General features: G+C 71.2%; 21 protein-coding genes and 1 pseudogene. 12 read left to right on the top strand and 10 right to left on the bottom strand.

The features are described from left to right. Positions 1-258: a hypothetical protein gene (locus tag ACNAVT_RS08320; protein ID WP_416294380.1), complete on the bottom strand. Its 258-nt coding sequence runs from the start codon at positions 256-258 to the stop codon at positions 1-3. After that, positions 258-569, bottom strand: coding sequence for a DivIVA domain-containing protein (locus ACNAVT_RS08315; protein ID WP_416294378.1), 312 nt, complete (start codon positions 567-569; stop codon positions 258-260). The genes ACNAVT_RS08320 and ACNAVT_RS08315 overlap by 1 nt, the downstream gene beginning before the upstream one ends. Before the next feature lie 236 nt (positions 570-805). On the opposite strand from ACNAVT_RS08315, the gene ACNAVT_RS08310 reads away from it, so the two are divergent. From ACNAVT_RS08310 to ACNAVT_RS08300, 3 genes are all read left to right on the top strand, one after another. Next, positions 806-1216, top strand: a complete 411-nt coding sequence (locus tag ACNAVT_RS08310; protein ID WP_416294376.1) for a GntR family transcriptional regulator — start codon at positions 806-808, stop codon at positions 1214-1216. Positions 1217-1392: 176 nt separating this feature from the next. Beyond that, positions 1393-1818 carry a hypothetical protein gene (locus ACNAVT_RS08305; protein WP_416294374.1) on the top strand — a complete coding sequence of 142 codons (426 nt, stop codon included), beginning with the start codon at positions 1393-1395 and terminating at the stop codon, positions 1816-1818. A gap of 198 nt (positions 1819-2016) precedes the next feature. Beyond that, on the top strand, positions 2017-2976 hold the full coding sequence (locus tag ACNAVT_RS08300) for an acetyltransferase (RefSeq protein WP_416294372.1): 960 nt from the start codon (positions 2017-2019) through the stop codon (positions 2974-2976). 107 nt (positions 2977-3083) lie between these two features. On the opposite strand, the gene ACNAVT_RS08295 is transcribed toward ACNAVT_RS08300, so the two are convergent. Beyond that, positions 3084-3551, bottom strand: coding sequence for an ArsI/CadI family heavy metal resistance metalloenzyme (locus tag ACNAVT_RS08295; protein WP_416294371.1), 468 nt, complete (start codon positions 3549-3551; stop codon positions 3084-3086). Between the two features lie 79 nt (positions 3552-3630). Here ACNAVT_RS08295 and ACNAVT_RS08290 point away from each other — a divergent pair, with 79 nt between their 5' ends. From ACNAVT_RS08290 to ACNAVT_RS08280, 3 genes are read left to right on the top strand one after another with little or no spacing between them, the layout of a single operon-like run. After that, positions 3631-4005, top strand: coding sequence for an ArsR/SmtB family transcription factor (locus tag ACNAVT_RS08290; RefSeq protein ID WP_416294369.1), 375 nt, complete (start codon positions 3631-3633; stop codon positions 4003-4005). Next, positions 4002-4733: an aquaporin gene (locus ACNAVT_RS08285; protein WP_416294367.1), complete on the top strand. Its 732-nt coding sequence runs from the start codon at positions 4002-4004 to the stop codon at positions 4731-4733. Before ACNAVT_RS08290 ends, ACNAVT_RS08285 begins: the two co-directional genes overlap by 4 nt. Beyond that, positions 4730-5146 carry an arsenate reductase ArsC gene (locus tag ACNAVT_RS08280; RefSeq protein ID WP_416294365.1) on the top strand — a complete coding sequence of 139 codons (417 nt, stop codon included), beginning with the start codon at positions 4730-4732 and terminating at the stop codon, positions 5144-5146. Before ACNAVT_RS08285 ends, ACNAVT_RS08280 begins: the two co-directional genes overlap by 4 nt. A gap of 50 nt (positions 5147-5196) precedes the next feature. Here the strand turns inward: ACNAVT_RS08280 and ACNAVT_RS08275 are convergent, their stop codons facing one another. Together ACNAVT_RS08275 and ACNAVT_RS08270 are read right to left on the bottom strand one after the other, a co-directional pair. Continuing rightward, the gene (locus ACNAVT_RS08275) at positions 5197-5856 is read right to left on the bottom strand and encodes a hypothetical protein (RefSeq protein WP_416294364.1); all 660 of its coding nucleotides are present in this window, start codon (positions 5854-5856) and stop codon (positions 5197-5199) included. A 756-nt stretch (positions 5857-6612) separates the two neighbouring features. Beyond that, positions 6613-6933 carry a hypothetical protein gene (locus ACNAVT_RS08270; RefSeq protein ID WP_416294362.1) on the bottom strand — a complete coding sequence of 107 codons (321 nt, stop codon included), beginning with the start codon at positions 6931-6933 and terminating at the stop codon, positions 6613-6615. Between the two features lie 284 nt (positions 6934-7217). On the opposite strand from ACNAVT_RS08270, the gene ACNAVT_RS08265 reads away from it, so the two are divergent. Continuing rightward, a complete protein-coding gene (locus tag ACNAVT_RS08265) occupies positions 7218-7604 on the top strand; it encodes a VOC family protein (RefSeq protein WP_416294360.1) in 387 nt (128 codons plus the stop codon). A gap of 255 nt (positions 7605-7859) precedes the next feature. Here the strand turns inward: ACNAVT_RS08265 and ACNAVT_RS08260 are convergent, their stop codons facing one another. Further along, the gene (locus tag ACNAVT_RS08260) at positions 7860-8261 is read right to left on the bottom strand and encodes a hypothetical protein (RefSeq protein WP_416294359.1); all 402 of its coding nucleotides are present in this window, start codon (positions 8259-8261) and stop codon (positions 7860-7862) included. Between the two features lie 268 nt (positions 8262-8529). Between ACNAVT_RS08260 and ACNAVT_RS08255 the strand changes: the two genes are divergently transcribed. Next, complete coding sequence (locus ACNAVT_RS08255; RefSeq protein WP_416294357.1) at positions 8530-8991, top strand: hypothetical protein; 462 nt, start codon at positions 8530-8532, stop codon at positions 8989-8991. Between the two features lie 143 nt (positions 8992-9134). On the opposite strand, the gene ychF is transcribed toward ACNAVT_RS08255, so the two are convergent. Beyond that, complete coding sequence (gene ychF, locus ACNAVT_RS08250) at positions 9135-10220, bottom strand: redox-regulated ATPase YchF (protein ID WP_416294355.1); 1086 nt, start codon at positions 10218-10220, stop codon at positions 9135-9137. 104 nt (positions 10221-10324) lie between these two features. On the opposite strand from ychF, the gene ACNAVT_RS08245 reads away from it, so the two are divergent. Beyond that, the gene (locus ACNAVT_RS08245; RefSeq protein ID WP_416294354.1) at positions 10325-10888 is read left to right on the top strand and encodes an exonuclease; all 564 of its coding nucleotides are present in this window, start codon (positions 10325-10327) and stop codon (positions 10886-10888) included. On the opposite strand, the gene ACNAVT_RS08240 is transcribed toward ACNAVT_RS08245, so the two are convergent. Both ACNAVT_RS08240 and ACNAVT_RS08235 read right to left on the bottom strand, forming a co-directional pair. Then, on the bottom strand, positions 10876-11622 hold the full coding sequence (locus tag ACNAVT_RS08240) for a Type 1 glutamine amidotransferase-like domain-containing protein (protein ID WP_416294353.1): 747 nt from the start codon (positions 11620-11622) through the stop codon (positions 10876-10878). The genes ACNAVT_RS08245 and ACNAVT_RS08240 overlap by 13 nt on opposite strands. Positions 11623-11698: 76 nt before the next feature. Beyond that, a complete protein-coding gene (locus tag ACNAVT_RS08235; RefSeq protein ID WP_416294352.1) occupies positions 11699-12196 on the bottom strand; it encodes a MarR family winged helix-turn-helix transcriptional regulator in 498 nt (165 codons plus the stop codon). 92 nt (positions 12197-12288) lie between these two features. Between ACNAVT_RS08235 and ACNAVT_RS08230 the strand changes: the two are divergent. Next, positions 12289-13062, top strand: a pseudogene (locus ACNAVT_RS08230) (EamA family transporter); the annotation flags it as partial. A gap of 74 nt (positions 13063-13136) precedes the next feature. Here ACNAVT_RS08230 and ACNAVT_RS08225 read toward each other — a convergent pair. Continuing rightward, positions 13137-13592 (bottom strand): hypothetical protein, encoded by a 456-nt coding sequence (locus ACNAVT_RS08225; RefSeq protein ID WP_416294350.1) that lies wholly within the window; start codon positions 13590-13592, stop codon positions 13137-13139. 280 nt (positions 13593-13872) lie between these two features. Here ACNAVT_RS08225 and ACNAVT_RS08220 point away from each other — a divergent pair, with 280 nt between their 5' ends. After that, positions 13873-15363: an AlkA N-terminal domain-containing protein gene (locus tag ACNAVT_RS08220; RefSeq protein ID WP_416294695.1), complete on the top strand. Its 1491-nt coding sequence runs from the start codon at positions 13873-13875 to the stop codon at positions 15361-15363. Beyond that, complete coding sequence (locus ACNAVT_RS08215) at positions 15360-15872, top strand: methylated-DNA--[protein]-cysteine S-methyltransferase (RefSeq protein ID WP_416294349.1); 513 nt, start codon at positions 15360-15362, stop codon at positions 15870-15872. The genes ACNAVT_RS08220 and ACNAVT_RS08215 overlap by 4 nt, the downstream gene beginning before the upstream one ends. Positions 15873-15879 lie beyond the last annotated feature (7 nt).

Raw genomic sequence — 15879 nt, 5'->3', positions numbered from 1 at the left:
TCAGCGGGTCAGCCGACGGGCGCACGGTCCGTCGTGGCCGGCCCGCAGGAGGCATCGCCGACCGCCAGGCAGCCGCAGGTCGCAGAAGACCCGATGGCGTACGCCCTGGTCGTCCTCGGCCGAGACGGTGGTCTCCCCCGGGTCGGCTGCGGAGAGCAGGCCCGCCCAACGGGCGACCACCCGGGCCAAGCGGACCGCGCCGGGCAGGTCCCGAGCTTCCACCGGCAGGTGGACGACGAAGCGTTCCGGCTCGGCCATCAGCGATTCTGCCCCGCGTTGGCCCGCTGCGCCTGCTCGGACTGCCAGCGCCGCAACGCATCCTTGATCCGGGCCGTCTCCTGCCGGCTGTCGCCCAGCGCCCGGTAAGCGGCGGCGAGGTCGTCGGCCACCTGGTCTAGGAACTCCCGCACCTCGCCCGGGTCGAGCCCGCGCCGGCCGAGCCGAGTCGGCCGGAACCGTCGCTGCCGCACCTGCCAGGGCGCCAGCGGGACGTATGCCGAGGATCGGTAACTGGTCGACGCCGGTCTTGGCCGCTCGTTTCGGCGCAGTCCACGGAAGAAGGCACGCATGGTCGCCCCATCTCTCTGTGGTCAGGGATGGAAGGGTGGGCGGCCCGCCCGCCGCGCGCGGGCCGACCACCCCGCCCCACCACCGCAGCTCCAATCAGCAGTACGTCAGCAGGGCTGGTCCACTACAGCCGCACCTTCGAGGGTTTCCATTCGAGTACGGGCTGTGACTGCGACTATACGGGCAGGGGCACAGGGGCACAACCAGATCTGCCCCCGGGGGAATAAGGCTCTCTGCCATGACCATCGATCCGCGCTCGCACACTCCCGTCTATGTGCAGCTTGCCGACCTGCTGCGCGAGCAGATCGGGTCGGGAGAGCTGGCGCCTGGCTCCGCCCTGCCCAGTGAAGCCCGACTGACTCAAGAGCACGGGATCGGCCGGGAGGCGGTACGAGGCGCTATCTCCCTGCTGCGCTCAGAGGGTCTGGTCAACACCGTGCGCGGGCACGGCAGCTACGTCCGCGAGGTGACTGAGCGCCGACAGGTCGAGTTGATGCCCGGCGGTTCGGTGGTGGCGCGAATGCCCAGCGGGAAAGAGCGCCAGTCGATGCAGCTCGACGAGGGCGTACCGGTGCTGGAGGTCCGCGACCCGGCGGGCGGCGTCAAGGTGCTGCCGGCCGACGAGGTCGAGCTGACCCGTCCGGCGTGACCCCGTACGAGGCCAGCCGGTCTTCTCAGAGCCGCCGAGCTGGAGGCTGGATCGACCGCCAGCGCGAGGCTGCCGGGACGCCCTGCACGAGCTGCTCCGGACTCAGCCCGAGCGGCAGCGACATCTGAGTACGCCGGCTCATGTGTGGGCCAGCCGCTCCAGGGCAGCGTGGGCGCATGACATCTCCGACCACGACGGCCCGGCAGGGCGGACCCGTCGTCGCGTTCCTCGTCCTGCTCTGGGTGCTGGGCCTGCTGGCGCTGGCCTGGTGGGGGTTCGTCATCGGCATGGAGGGGTGGGCCGACCAGTACTCGAACGGCGGTGCCCGGACGACGGAAACCGGCCAGCGGATGGATCGCTGGCTGCTGGTGTCGATCGCGGTGGCGGCGGGCGGGCCGGCCGTGATCGCGCTGACGGCGTACGGGCTTCGGCTGGTCCGCACGGCTGTCGTCTTCCTGGTCCTGGCCGTCGCGATCGGGATCCCCGGTCTGGCGGTCGCCGCGGCCGCCTACCGCGACCTCAACCCGTCGCCGCCATCGCCGCCGGCCCCAGGTCACTGCCAGGAACTCAGTGGGGGCGACAACCGGTGCCCGGGCGGCTGAGGCCCACCCGGCCGCGAGCAGTGCGCCGCCCCGAGTTGGATCGTTCGCCTTGCGACTCGTGAGTTGCGTCGAGTAGGTTCCGGGTACGCCGTCGAGCTGGAAGGAGGTCAGAACAATGTCCGATGTTCTGCGCCCCGTCCGCGTTCCGGCGTCCACGCGGATCTGATCCGGGGCGTTCCAGTCCCGGAGGATCAACCTATGACCACACTGGTCATCCGTCCGCTCGTCGCGGGCGAGGAAAATCTGTTCGAGTCGATGCCCGACCCGTTGCCCCAGCTGCGCAAGATCGGTTACGCCGATGGGCTGGCCAGCGGTGGATACCGGCCCGAGAACACCTGGGTCGCCCTGCGAGCCGGCCGCGTAGTCGGCCGGGCGGCCTGGGTACTCCCGCCGGGCGCCGTCGGCGCCCCCTGGCTGGAACTGTTCGACCTGGACGCCGAGCCGGAGGTGGGTGCCGCGCTGCTGCGCGCCGCCCACGAGGCACTCGGCGGTCCCAAGGTCTACTACGCCGCCATGCCGGCGCACTGGCGGCGCCGCCCGGAGGTGCTGGCCGTCATGGAGGCGCCGATGGCGGCGGCCCGGCTCGCCGGCCTGGTCGAGCGCGGTGAGCGGGTGAGATGTTCGTGGACGGGCACGCCGCTACCGACGGCCTCCGGTCGGTACACCTTCCGCCCGGCCACCGACGCGGCGGAGATCAACGCCTTCGTTGCCCGGGTCGCCGAGCCGGAGGTGCTGACCGGCATGGAGGTGGCGCGGGCGGTTGGCGGAGTGGACCTGGCCACCGACCCCCTGGCCTGGCTGACCGGCCCGGCCGGTGACTGGCGCATTGCGCTGCACGATGGCGAGCCGATCGGCCTGGCGGGAACGGCAGGCGAAGCCTGCTATCCGCTCCTCGCCTACCTCGGCCTGCTGGACGAGGCCGTCCGGGGCGAGTTGCTGGCCGATGCGGTCGGGGTGCTCGCCGACGGCGGCGCTCGGGAGGTGGTCGCCGATGTGGACGCCCGCCGGGTGGCAGTCGTGGCGGAACTGGAACGAACCGGCTTCCGGCAGCTGCGGTCCCGAGTCGTCTTCGAACCCGCCGCCAGCCCGCCGTCCGATCCGGCTCTGCCGCCCAGCTCGGCGTTCGCTGCCGGTTTCGTGGCCGGTCGAGCCGGTTAGCGCCGGACAACCCCGGTCAGGTGCGCCCTGGTCCTGCCAGGGCGCACCTGCTGCCGCCTCAGTGGTGGCCCCGGTGCGCCCCAGCGGGCTGCCGCCAATTCACCCGGTCAGCAGCATTTCGAGGCGACTCCGCCGGTGGCGGACTCCTTCTCGGCGTCGCCTGGTTCGCCGCAGCGGCACTCGCCGTCGCTCCCCTTGATGAGGGTGTCGGCGTCGCCCTTGACGGTGTAGACCTCCCAGGGCTCGTTGCCGGGACCGCGCACCCAGACCTTGTCCTGGAGGGCGTAGCAGCACTCGGTGTCGTTCTCCTCGAGGGTGATCAGGCCGGCATCGGTGAGGCGCTTGGTGGCGGCGTTGACGTCGTCGGTGCTGAGCACCTCGACGCCCAGGTGGTCCATGACGGTCGGCTGGTCCGGCTCGCCTTCGAGCAGGACCAGCTTCAGGGGCGGGTTCTCGATGGCGAAGTTGGCGTAGCCGGAGCGGCGCTTGGCCGGCTCGGTGCCGAACAGCTTGGCGTAGAAGGCGACGGAGCCTTCGAGGTCGGAGACGCGCAGGGCGAGCTGGACGCGGGACATGATCCCTCCTTGTCTAGACGCTTATCTAAGCAGCAACCTCACTGTTGCAGCCTGTTTTGAAATCTGTCAAGGTAGAGCGATGCCGAAACAAGCCCTGCCGGTGGTGGACCTGGGAGCGGTCGCGTGCTGCCCCCCGATCGCCGCGCGCGCCATGGACGCCGACCAGGCGACCCTGGTCGCGCCGATGTTCAAGGCCCTCGGCGACCCGGTCCGGCTGCGGCTGATGTCGATGATCGCGTCGGTGCCCGAGATCTGCGTCTGCGACCTGACCTCGGCGTTCGAGCTGTCCGGGCCGACCATCTCGCACCATCTCAAGGTGCTGCGCGAGGCCGGGCTGGTCGACTCGGAACGGCGCGGCACCTGGGTCTGGTACCGGGTCCGGCCGGAGGCGTTCCGCCAGCTCGGCGCGCTGCTGGACGTGTCAACCGTCCCCGCCGCCGGAGCCGGCGCGTGAGCCTCGCCCGTCGCGCGTCCGCCGAGTTCGCCGGGACCGCGCTGCTGGTCGCCGCCGTGGTCGGCTCCGGAATCGCCGCCACCCGCCTCTCCCCCACCGACGTCGGGCTGCAACTGCTGGAGAACGCGATCGCCACCGCCCTCGCGCTGGGCGCGCTGATCCTCGCGTTCGGGCCGGTGTCCGGCGCCCACTTCAACCCGGTCGTCTCGGCCGTCGACTGGTGGCTGGGCCGCCGCGCCGGGACCGGCCTGACCGTGCGGGACCTCGCCGGCTACGCGGCAGCCCAGGTGACCGGCGCGATCGCCGGGGCGGCCCTGGCCGACCTCATGTTCGGGCTGCCGGCCGTGGCGTGGTCCGGCACGGACCGTACCGGAGGCAACCTCTGGCTGGCCGAGGTCGTCGCCACCGCCGGCCTGGTCGTCCTGATCTTCGCTCTCGCCCGCAGCGGCCGGGCCACCGCGGCCCCCGCGGCCGTCGGGGCCTACATCGGGGCCGCCTACTGGTTCACGTCGTCGACATCGTTCGCCAATCCGGCGGTCACCGTCGGGCGGGCCTTCACCGACACCTTCGCCGGGATCGCCCCGGCGTCCGTGCCCGGCTTCGTCGCCGCCCAGGTCGTCGGTGGCCTGGTCGCCGTCGCCGCGCTCGCCGTCTGGTATCCGCAGGTCGGACGATCCGCCGACGCCGTCGTGGTACCCCACCCCACCGAGGAGACCGCGCTCCGATGAGCGACAAGCCGAGCGTCCTGTTCGTCTGCGTACACAACGCCGGCCGGTCCCAGATGGCCGCCGGCTGGCTCCGCCACCTCGCCGGCGACACCGTCGCGGTCCGCTCCGCCGGCAGCGAACCCGCCGACCGGATCAACCCGGTCGCCGTCGAGGCCATGCGCGAGGTCAGCATCGACATCACCGACCAGACCCCGAACCGCCTGAGCTGGGACGCCGCCGAGGCCAGCGACGTGATCGTCACCATGGGCTGCGGCGACGCCTGCCCGGTCTTCCCCGGCAAGCGCTACGAGGACTGGCAGCTCACCGACCCCGCCGGGCAGCCCCTCGACGTCGTACGCCAGGTCCGCGACGACATCCGGCTCAGGGTCACAGCGCTGCTCGCCGACCTCGGGGCCAAGGGCGAAGCAGCGTAGCCCTGCTGGGATGCGGCCGTTCAGCCGAACATGTCAGCGGTCGCCCGCCGCTACGGCCACGCCCGGGGTCCCTCGAAAGACACGTGTACCGCGCTGTCGCGGGCGAAGACGCTGACGCACATCGAACGCCGATCAAGTAGCCAGCCAGTTGGTCGGCAGGACTGTCCACCGTTCCCGAGGTCCCACCCACGACCGATCAGATGTTGTCGGACCTGGTCATAGACGTCGCTCGTCGGCTGGCCTGATCGGCCGGTCACGGTGATGAAGCGACCGCACACACCCGACCCGCATGGGTGACCAGCTGGCTCCTCGACCGTGGTGCTGAGGCCCGCTGGCACCGGCAACAGCTCGTCGGCTGAAGGAATGAACGGCTCGCTGTTGAACACGTAAAAGGAGAAAGGCGCACATATGCCGGCGACAAGCGCTGCCAGCACAACCGCGATCCGGTAGAGCCACGAGCCTCGCGGCCGTTCGGCTCGGCCAAGCCGTCGGTTTTCGACCGCCCGACCTACACCGACGATCGTCACGGCCACGGGGAGGTACCCCACACTCACCTCCGCCTGCGCGCGTGGAAACGCGGTAACGGCCACGGTCGCGACGGCAGCCCAGCCAAGCAGCGCCAGGCCGACGATCCAGCCAATCCGCCGGGTCCGAGCAACAAGCCACCACGCCACGGCAGGCAGCCAACCAAGGACGACGATGGCGATCACCTGTGAAGCGTGGCCGGTTCGCCGCCTGAGCGAAAGCAGGCACCCCTCACCTGCGCGAAATCTTCACATGCTGCCGGACTCAGACGTTGAAGCGGAACTGCGAGCCGTGATTGGCTCACCAGCGGGAACAGTGCTCGACACCTGCTCATACAGCGTCGCAGGTTGTCAGGGCTGCTCACTGGTCGACAACGTTTGACAGTGTCTCGTGCCCCCTGTGTGCCCCCAGACAGCCGCGCGCCGACCAACGGTAATCGACCTGGCAGGATCAGCCCGGTGATGAGTTCCGCCAGGCTGCTGCGCTGCGAGGCGATCGCATGGGTCGACGAAGACTGGCCGGGGTGGGTCCGTGTGCGCCTGGTCGACGCCGACGGACGAACGTGGTTCTTTGTCGACAAGGTCCCGATCTTCTTCGATGACGACGTCCCTCCTGGCGCTTCTCTCCCCCAGCCAGCGTTCGTGAGGTGCTGTGTCGTCGGTCAGCAGGACGATCAGGTCCTAGTCGTTAGCACTGCGCCGGATCACGTAGAAGCTGAGGACGGAACCACTCAATTCCGGGTCCGGCCCAACCAACTAGAGCTGCCAGAGCTGCCGACTCCTTGACCCCCAGGCAACCAACACGGCTCTCTGACCTGCTGCCGTTCCCGGGCTAAGCTGCTGCGACGATCCTCAGCCGTGCATGCTTGTCCACCGGCGTCCGTCGTGGTCGTCACTCAGTTAGTCACCCGCTCGGGACGGGCATCCTTCCTGCTGCTAGTGCTAGGGCGTTCGAGCGTGCTGTTTGAGGAACTCCCGGAAGAGTTGGCAGAGCTTCGAGACGGCCAGCACCTGGTCGGCATCGCTTGCTAGGCGGTCCTCGGTAGCACCATCACCGAAGGTCTCCGCTAGCACTAGGGATGAGAAGGCAAGGCTGCTGCCGCGATGGCGGGCGGACATCCACTCTTGGAACGCCGTCAGCTCGCCCTGACCGCGCGCCAGGGCGAATCCCGTCAGCGCGGACCACGCACGGTCGTACCTTGGCCTCCCGACGTACATGCCCAGTCGGTGATCCATGTGCCACAAGAACTCTTCCCAGCTCACTCCGGGATTCTCCCTGACGACCGCTTCGGTGTGAACGAACGATCAGCCGTCGATGGGCTGGGCGAGCAGCTGGGCTTACGTGCGCGAACGGTCCACCATCGTCCGTGGGCGTCCGGCGGCGGTCGCCTCGGTCGTCACCCAGTTGGTCACCTAGCTCGGGTGTCGGACATTGAAGCGCGACCAAGAGACGCCACCCCCACCACCAGCGAGGTTGTTCGCTGGTTGCGACGTTTCACGGCATGATCAGAGAGGAAATAGACGGCACCCGGAGCCGAGGAGAGACCGTGGAACGTGTGACGGGCATCGGCGGGGTCTTCTTCCGCGCCCACGACCCTGACCGAGTTAACGACTGGTACGCCACCCACCTTGGGGTTGATCTCGCACCACAGTCCTACGACGTGTCCTCCTGGTGGCAGAAGCCTGGACCAACCGTCCTGGCGGCCATGCCGACGGACTCTGAGCACTTTGGCGATCCGGAGCACTCCTGGTCGCTCAACTTCCGCGTCGTCGACCTGGACGCGATGGTCACCCAGCTGCGGGATGCGGGTATCGACGTCGAGGTGGACCCCGAGGAATACCCGAACGGCAGGTTCGCCAGCCTACGAGATCCAGAGGGCAACGTCGTCCAGCTCTGGGAGCCCGCAGGGGCCGACAGCCGCGGACCCGCCTGAGCGCACTGTCAGCTTGGGAATCGGGTTGAATCGCGGCCCCCGGGCCTGATGCCCGCTGGTCGGTGAAGCATGAGCGACTCGGCCAAGCTCTGCGACGGACCTCCGCTGGCCGATGTTGACCGTTGTGTCGGGCACGGATCGGGCACGGACTCAAATGAGGCTGAGGCTTGAACCCCTAAGCCGCGAGGCGGGGTTGCGCTAATCGCAGCACAAGCGCCGTACTGATCGAGCGGTGCTGGCGACACTGCGCGGGGCTCAGAGCCGAACCCAGTCTCCGAGTCGTTCGGCTGGAGCGCCGTCAATGAAGGCTGCGATCGCCGCCGTTGCCCTGGTCACGCTTGAAACGAAGTCACCCGAGAATGTGCAGTCGTCGCTGAGCACCGGGACTTCGATCGTTCTCGTCGCGGGCAGCCCTGCATCCCCACGAAGAAGGCGGCAGTCGTCTGCCGACTCAAACAGGTGCATGACCGCGTAGTGCCCCCTGAACGACAACGTCAAGAGGGGGAAGTCCGCCTTGACGCGGCGTACCTCCGTGTATCCCTCTCCGGCGCGCAAAAGGTGATGGAGCCGGGACATGAACCCTTCGGCGTCAGACCGGCTCTCCGTGGAGGCCCGGTCGCCACTCTCAGGATCGGTCGCGGTCCAGGCCACGTCCATATGGGCCTCCATCAGGCGAGACAAGGGGCGCACGCAGCATCGCATCCGAGCGAATGGTTGCGCAGGTGAGGCCACCGTCACCGCCGCTCGGCGGGTCACGCCGGAGCAACCCTTACCGTCGAAGCCGCCGACACCACCGTCTGCGTCCACGACAGCGACCAGCTCCTCACCGAAGTGCCCCGCACCACCACCACCAAGCCCATCGCCCGGTTCAAGGTCCGCAAACCCGAACCCCCCAGGCAGACGCGCCCACCCGGGAAGGGATGGCATGATCACCGGCGTGGCCGAACCCCACGAATTGGTCATCGGACGCCCCAGCGACGACCATCTGACGGTCCGCGTAATGGGAAGAATGCACCCCGGCAGCAGCGACTACTGGGACGGCAACTGGCTGATCAGCCCGATCTCGGCCCACGTGGGCGGCTTCTCAGCACAGCTCGCCGCCGGGCTACGTGTCGATGAGCTACAGACCTTCCGACACGGGCTAGAGCTGATCAACCAGCAACTGCGCGGCGAAGCAGTGCTCACCTCAATTGAACAATGGATCTCACTGACCGTGGCCTGCCGGCCGAACGGCTCGCTGTCCGTCACCGGAGAGCTTGACGACAATCCCGGCATCGGGAACCGCCTGACGTTCGCCGTCACCGGCCTCGACCAGTCCGACATCCCAGCGATGCTCACAGCCCGGTCGGCAATCGAGAACGCCTACCCGCTCCTCGGGCAGCCCTGACCCCTCCGTCTGAAGAACCCGTCACGCGGCCAGTCGCAGGAAACTCAACTGCCTGCCAGCTACCCTCACCAGAGTGGGGGTTGTGCCCCTGGTGGGCCCCAGAGCAAGGGAACAGTCTCCTGACCTGCAGGAACAGGCCGGATTCAGACGTTGAAGCGGAACTCCACGACGTCGCCGTCCTGCATGACGTACTCCTTGCCCTCGATCCGGACCTTGCCGGCGGCCTTGGCCGCCGCCATCGATCCGGCCCCGACCAGGTCGGCGTAGGAGACCACCTCGGCCTTGATGAAGCCGCGCTGGAAGTCGCTGTGGATGACTCCCGCGGCCTCCGGCGCGGTCGCGCCGACCGGGACAGTCCAGGCCCGCGCCTCCTTGGGGCCGGCCGTCAGGTACGTCTGGAGCCCGAGCGTACGGAAGCCGACCCGGACGAGCTGGTCCAGGCCGGGCTCGGACTGCCCGATCGACTCCAGCAGCTCGCGGGCCTCCTCCTCGGGCAGGTCCACCAGCTCGGACTCGATCTTGGCGTCCATGAACACCGCCTCGGCCGGGGCGACCAGGGCGCGCAGCTCATCGAGGAACTCGGCGTTGCCCAGCTCGGCCTCGTCGACGTTGAAGACGTAGAGGAACGGCTTGGTGGTGAGCAGGTGCAGCTCGCGCAGGTGCTCCAGCTCGATCTTGGCGGCGGCGGCGCCCGCGTACAGGGTGGTGCCGCTGTCCAGGACGTCGACGGCCTTCTTGGCGGCCTCGACCGCGGCGGCCCGGTCCTTGCGGAGCTTGGCCTCCTTCTCCAGCCGGGGCAGCGCCTTCTCGAGGGTCTGGAGGTCGGCCAGGATCAGCTCGGTGTTGATCGTCTCGATGTCGTCGGCCGGGGAGACCTTGCCGTCGACGTGCACCACGTTCGGGTCGGAGAAGGCGCGCACCACCTGGCAGATCGCCGAGGCGTCGCGGATGTTCGCCAGGAACGCGTTGCCCCGGCCCTGCCCCTTGGAGGCGCCCCGGACCAGGCCGGCGATGTCGACGAACGAGACCGGCGCCGGCAGCACCTTCTGCGAGGCGAAGATCTCGGCGAGCTTGGTCAGCCGCTCGTCGGGGAGCCCGACCACGCCGACGTTCGGCTCGATGGTGGCGAACGGGTAGTTCGCGGCGAGCACGTCGTTCTTGGTCAGCGCGTTGAACAGGGTGCTCTTGCCGACGTTGGGCAGGCCGACGATGCCGATGGTGAGACTCACGACGAGCCAGCTTACGCGGTTCGCCGCGCGCCCCGGACAGGCAGGCCCGCCGCCGGCGCGAAAAGGGACCACGGCCATGGCGGGCGCGCTGTTAGCCTCCGCTGGTGAGCGAGCGGCTGCCCGAGCTGTACGTCGCCGTGGACGTGGAGGCGGACGGGCCGATCCCCGGGCCGTACAGCATGATCTCGCTGGGCATGGCCGTGGCGGGCCGCCCCGAGCTGTCCTTCTACACGGAGCTGCGTCCGATCTCGGACGACTTCGTCCCGGCCGCGCTGGCCGTCTCCGGGCTGGACCGGGACCGGCTGCTCCGCGAGGCCCCCACCGCCGTGGAGGCGATGCGGGCCGCCGCGACGTGGGTGAACGGGCTGCGCCGGATCGGCCGGCCGGTGTTCCTGGCCGCCCCGGCCGTCTGGGACGGCATGTTCGTGCACTGGTACTTCGTCCGGTTCGTCGGGCACAGCCCGTTCGGCGCCACCGGCTCCGGCGTCGACCTGCGCAGCTACTGGATGGGGCTGACCGGGGTGGAGTGGCGGGACACCCGCAAGGACACCATCAAGGACCATCTCGGCCTGACGGACGTGCCGCACACCCACCACGCCGGGGAGGACGCGGCCGAGCTGGCCCAGGTGTTCGACGCCGTGCGCCGGCGCCGGGCTCAGGAGGACTGAGCGGTCAGCAGCCGGGGTTCGATCCGGGTCTCCTGGACACTGCCGTCCGCGGCGCGGGTCACCTCGTAGGCGGCGACGCCCTCCCGGTCCGCCACCGCCTCGACCAGCCGAGTGCCCCGGTAGACCAGCCCGACCCCGTCGTCGGTGCAGTAGCTGGTCGGCAGCGTGCCGTCGCCGACCAGCTTGTGCATCAGCGGCCGGCGCTGCTCCTCACCGTCGTAGTGCACCCCGTTGCCGTACGGGAGCCAGCCCAGGCCTTGGGTGAAGGGCCGCAGGGTCGGGCCGAAGCTGTCGGTGGCACCCCCGAGGTGCCAGCAGATCGACCCGGCGGAGACGCCGCCCAGCACCACGCCGGCCTGCCAGCACTCGTGCAGGATGTCCTGCAGGCCGTGCGCCCGCCACACCGCGCAGAGGTTGGCGACGCTGCCGCCGCCGACCCAGATCAGGTCCTGGGAGAGCAGGTGGGCCCGGATGTCCTCGACGTTGGGCATCGGGAACAGCGCCAGGTGGGACGGGCGGAACCGGGTGCCGGCGAACGCGCCGTAGAACACGGTGAATGAGGTGGGTTGGTCACCGACGGCCTGGTTCAGGTAGCAGACCTTCGGCGCGTCGCCGGCCTGCGCCATTTCGGCCATCAGCTCGAAGACCGGTCCGGGCTGCGCGTCGTACGGGCCGCAGCGCCGGCTGGCGAAGCCGGTGCTGGTGGCGACGATGGTCGGTTCGGCAGCGGGCATGTGGTCCTCCCCCTCGGTGGCCTGCGATCAGTGATCATCCTGCGCCACCGGCCGCCGGGCCCGCGGCCCGGCCCGGTCAGCGATCCGTCTCGGCGGCGGCCAGCAGCGCGCGGAGCAGGTCGCCGAGGCGTTGCTGGTCGGCGGGCGGCAGCGCGTCGAGGAGGCGCCGCTGCACCGCGAGGCCGGCGTCGGCGGCCTCCTCGACGACGCGACGGCCGACGTCGGTCAGGGTGACCCGCAGGCCCCGCCGGTCGTCCGGGTCCGGCGATCGGCGGACCAACCCGGCCCGCTCCAGCCGGTCCAGCCGCCCGGTCATCCCGCCCGAGGTCAGCATCAGCGACGAGCTCAGTGCCTTCGGCGCCAGCGTGTACGGCTCGCCGGAGCGGCGCAGCGCGGCGAGCACGTCGAACTCGCCCCGCCCGAGCCCCCAGCCGGCGTAGACCTTCTCCTGGGCGTCCCCCACGATCCGGGCCAGGCGGTAGATCCGCCCGAAGACCGCCATCGGCTCGGGCCGCATGCCGGCCCGCTCCCGGCGCCACTGCTCGACGATCACGTCCACGTCGTCCGCTGTCACGTGGGGATTGTGTCGCACCTCGCGCTTCCCCTTTCACTCGACACTGATTAGCTTAGCACTAAGCTACTTAGCAGCGAGAAAAGAGGGCCGCCATGCACCGCCGCTGGACCGATGTCGCGCTCACCGCCGCCGCCCCGGCCGTCTGGGGCACCACCTACCTGGTCACCGCCGAGCTGCTGCCGGCCGACCGGCCGCTCTGGTCCGGCGCGTACCGGGCCCTGCCGGCCGGGCTGTTGCTGCTCGCCCTGACCCGTCGGCGCCCGTCCGGCGGGTGGTGGTGGCGGGCCGCCGCGCTCGGCGCGCTCAACATCGGCGCGTTCTTCCCACTGCTCTTCGTCGCCGCCTACCGGCTGCCCGGGGGCACCGCGGCCGTGCTGGGCGCCGCCCAGCCTCTGCTGGTCGCCGCGCTCACCGTGGCCGTCCTCGGCGAACGGCCCGGCCGGCCGGCGCTGCTCGCCGCGCTCACCGCACCGCTGGGCGTCGCCCTGGTGGTGCTGCGGCCCGGCGCCGGCCTCGACCCGCTGGGCGTCGCCGCCGGGCTCGCCGGCACCGCCGCGATGGCCGCCGGGCTGGTGCTCACCCGCCGCTGGGGGCGGCCGGCCGGGGTGGGCACGCTCGCCGCGACGAGCTGGCAGCTCGTCGCGGGCGGCCTGATGATCGTGCCGGTCGCCGCCGCCGTCGAGGGTGCGCCGCCCGCACCGGACGGGCCCGCCCTGCTCGGGTACGCCTGGCTCAGCCTGATCGGCACCGCGCTCGCGTACGCCCTGTGGTTCCGCGGCGCGGCGCGGCTGCCGGTCACCCGGGTGTCGGTGCTGGGCGCGCTCAGCCCGTTGACCGCCGCCTCGCTCGGCTGGCTGGGGCTGGGGCAGGCGCTCAGCCCGACCCAGCTCGTCGGCTTCGGCGTGGCGGTGGCCGCGATGGTGCTCGGCCAGCTCGCCGGTCAGCCGGCCAGCAGCCGCGGCCACTCCGGCACCCCGTCGCCCCATTCGGGCAGCACGCCGGGCGGCAGCCCGGCCGCCGCGGCGAGCGGCAGGGTGAACCGGTGGGCGGCGGCCGGGTCGGCCGCGTACGACTGGTCGAGCAGCCAGCGCACCTCGTCGACGGTCCAGCCCAGCCCGGCCCGGCCGGCGATCTCCCGGACCAGCCGCAGGCCGACCCGGGTGTCGTCGTCGTAGAAGCGCATGCACCAGTGGTGCGCCCACATGCCGAGCGCGCGCAGCCCCGCCGCGTCGAGCGAGCCGGCGAGCCGGCCACAGGCGGTCTCGGCGAAGACCTGCCCCGGATCGCCGACCCGGTCCCGTTCGATCGCGCCGTACGCGGCTGGCGCCACCACCCGCATCCGGTCGTAGAAGCCCTGCACCACCGCGCGGTCCAGTCGTATCCGCCCCGACCGCATCAGCGGGCACCTCGCCCGGCCACGCTCGCCATACCCCCGCACCTCTTCTTGAGTTGGTGCCGGGACCGTACCGGCCGCGACCGACACTTTCCGCCCCGGAATCCGTTGCCGCATCAGGGATAGCGGGCCTGAGCTGGAGCGTCTGTATCGGTGACCGAGAAAGAGCGGAGGGCGCGTGGACGAGGACGACCGGGCCCGGCTGGCCGAGTTCGTGGCCAGCCGTACGGCCACGTCCGATTCCCGCCAGCCGAAGGCTGGACCTGCGAGGCAGGATCGGTATGTGGAGTTGGACTTCGAGCGGTGCTACCGCGCTGTCGACAGCCGTGACCAGCGCTTCGACGGCTGGTTCTACACCGGCGTGACGTCGACGGGGATCTACTGCCGGCCGTCCTGTCCGGCGACGACGCCAAAGCGGCAGAACGTCCGGTTCTTCCCGTCCGCCGCCGCCGCGCAGGGCGCCGGCCTGCGGGCCTGTCGCCGCTGCCGCCCCGACGCCGCCCCCGGCTCACCCGAGTGGGACGCCCGGGCGGACGTGGTCGGGCGGGCGATGCGCCTGATCGCGGACGGGGTCGTCGACCGGGCCGGCGTACCGGGGCTGGCGGCCCGGCTCGGCTACACCGAGCGGCACCTGCACCGGATGCTCCGCGCCGAGCTGGGCGCCGGGCCGCTCGCCCTGGCCCGGGCCCAGCGCGCCCAGACCGCGCGGATTCTCGTCGAGACCACCGGGCTCGGCATGGCCGAGATCGCGTTCGCCGCCGGCTTCGGCAGCGTCCGGCAGTTCAACGACACCGTCCGCGAGGTGTACGGGACGACGCCGTCCGAGCTGCGCATCACCCGGGGCCGGCGCCCGGCGGCCGGCGGGGCGGGCACGATCACGCTGCGGCTGGCGTACCGGCCGCCGTTGCACGCGGCGGCGTTGCTGGACTTCCTCGCCCTGCGGGCCCTGCCGGGCGTCGAGGAGGTGCGCGACGGGACGTACCACCGCGGGCTGCGCCTGCCGCACGGTGCCGGCACGGTCGCGCTGACCCCGGCCGACGGGCACGTGGCCACCACGCTGCGCCTGGCCGACATGCGCGACCTGGCACCCGCGGTGGCCCGCTGTCGGCGCCTGCTCGACCTCGACGCCGACCCGGTCGCGGTCGACGCCGACCTGGCCCGGGACCCCACGCTCGCCCCGGCGGTCCGCGCGGAACCGGGCGTCCGCCTCCCCCACGCGGTGGACGGCTTCGAGATGGCCGTCCGCGCGATCACCACCCAGCAGATCTCCCTCAGGTCCGCCCGCACCACCCTCACCCACCTCCTGTCGGCCGCCACCCGCCCCGATATTGATCAAGAGGCTCCGGTCGAGGAAACGGCCGGCGAACCCTTTGATCAGCACGAGCCGGGGGCGGGGTTGCGGGCATTCGCCAGTGCCGAGGAGGTGCTCGCGGTGGATGACTCGGCGTTTCGGATGCCGGGGGCGCGGCGGGAGACGATTCGGGCGGTGGCAAGGGCCGTCGCGGACGGCTCGCTCGACCTTGATCCTGGCGGGGACCGGGAGGAGGCGGTCCGGCGACTCACCGCGCTGCCCGGGATCGGGCCGTGGACCGCCGGCTACGTGGCCATGCGGGCGCTCGGCGACCCCGACGTCTTCCTCCCCACCGACCTGGGCGTACGCCGGGGCGCCGCGGCGCTCGGCCAGCCCGACGACCCGAAGACCCTCGACGCGTACGCGGACCGCTGGCGCCCCTGGCGGTCGTACGCGGTGATCCGACTCTGGAGAGCGGCATGACGACACTGGACAGCACCCTCATCGACACCCCCGCCGGCCCGCTGAGCGTCCTCACCGGACCCGACGGGGCGGTACGCGCGGCCGGCTTCACCGCCGAACCGGCGCGCCTGGTCCCGCTGATCCACCCGGGCCTGCGCGGCGATCTGCGGGACCGGGCCGACCTGGGCCCGGTCACCGTCGCGGTACGCGCCTACCTGGACGGTGACCTGACCGCGATCGACGCGATCCCGGTGGAGCAGCACACCGGCGGCGACTTCCTCGCGCACGCGTGGCAGGTGCTGCGGGACGTGAAGCCGGGCGAGCCGGTGACGTACACCGGTTTCGCCGGGTTGGCCGGGCGGCCGGCCGCGGTACGCGCCGCCGCGGCGGCCTGCGCCCGCAACGCCGCGGCCCTCTTCGTCCCGTGTCACCGGGTGCTGCGCACCGACGGCACACTCGGCGGCTACCGCTGGGGCCTGGACGTGAAGAAGTGGCTTCTCGGTCATGAGGGACGGTTGCCCGCAAGCTGACACCGGC

The organism is Micromonospora sp. SL4-19, from assembly GCF_047921475.1.
In the GTDB taxonomy this organism is placed as follows: domain Bacteria; phylum Actinomycetota; class Actinomycetes; order Mycobacteriales; family Micromonosporaceae; genus Micromonospora.
This window is presented reverse-complemented; position numbering and strand designations above follow the sequence as displayed.

What these genes read in the sequence shown, in the direction of transcription:
- ACNAVT_RS08320 (WP_416294380.1), bottom strand. Translation starts at nt 258, where the DNA reads ATGGCCGAGCCGGAACGCTTCGTCGTCCACCTGCCGGTGGAAGCTCGG.
- ACNAVT_RS08315 (WP_416294378.1), bottom strand. Translation starts at nt 569, where the DNA reads ATGCGTGCCTTCTTCCGTGGACTGCGCCGAAACGAGCGGCCAAGACCG.
- ACNAVT_RS08310 (WP_416294376.1), top strand. Translation starts at nt 806, where the DNA reads ATGACCATCGATCCGCGCTCGCACACTCCCGTCTATGTGCAGCTTGCC.
- ACNAVT_RS08305 (WP_416294374.1), top strand. Translation starts at nt 1,393, where the DNA reads ATGACATCTCCGACCACGACGGCCCGGCAGGGCGGACCCGTCGTCGCG.
- ACNAVT_RS08300 (WP_416294372.1), top strand. Translation starts at nt 2,017, where the DNA reads ATGACCACACTGGTCATCCGTCCGCTCGTCGCGGGCGAGGAAAATCTG.
- ACNAVT_RS08295 (WP_416294371.1), bottom strand. Translation starts at nt 3,551, where the DNA reads ATGTCCCGCGTCCAGCTCGCCCTGCGCGTCTCCGACCTCGAAGGCTCC.
- ACNAVT_RS08290 (WP_416294369.1), top strand. Translation starts at nt 3,631, where the DNA reads ATGCCGAAACAAGCCCTGCCGGTGGTGGACCTGGGAGCGGTCGCGTGC.
- ACNAVT_RS08280 (WP_416294365.1), top strand. Translation starts at nt 4,730, where the DNA reads ATGAGCGACAAGCCGAGCGTCCTGTTCGTCTGCGTACACAACGCCGGC.
- ACNAVT_RS08260 (WP_416294359.1), bottom strand. Translation starts at nt 8,261, where the DNA reads ATGGACGTGGCCTGGACCGCGACCGATCCTGAGAGTGGCGACCGGGCC.
- ACNAVT_RS08255 (WP_416294357.1), top strand. Translation starts at nt 8,530, where the DNA reads ATGATCACCGGCGTGGCCGAACCCCACGAATTGGTCATCGGACGCCCC.
- ACNAVT_RS08240 (WP_416294353.1), bottom strand. Translation starts at nt 11,622, where the DNA reads ATGCCCGCTGCCGAACCGACCATCGTCGCCACCAGCACCGGCTTCGCC.
- ACNAVT_RS08225 (WP_416294350.1), bottom strand. Translation starts at nt 13,592, where the DNA reads ATGCGGTCGGGGCGGATACGACTGGACCGCGCGGTGGTGCAGGGCTTC.
- ACNAVT_RS08215 (WP_416294349.1), top strand. Translation starts at nt 15,360, where the DNA reads ATGACGACACTGGACAGCACCCTCATCGACACCCCCGCCGGCCCGCTG.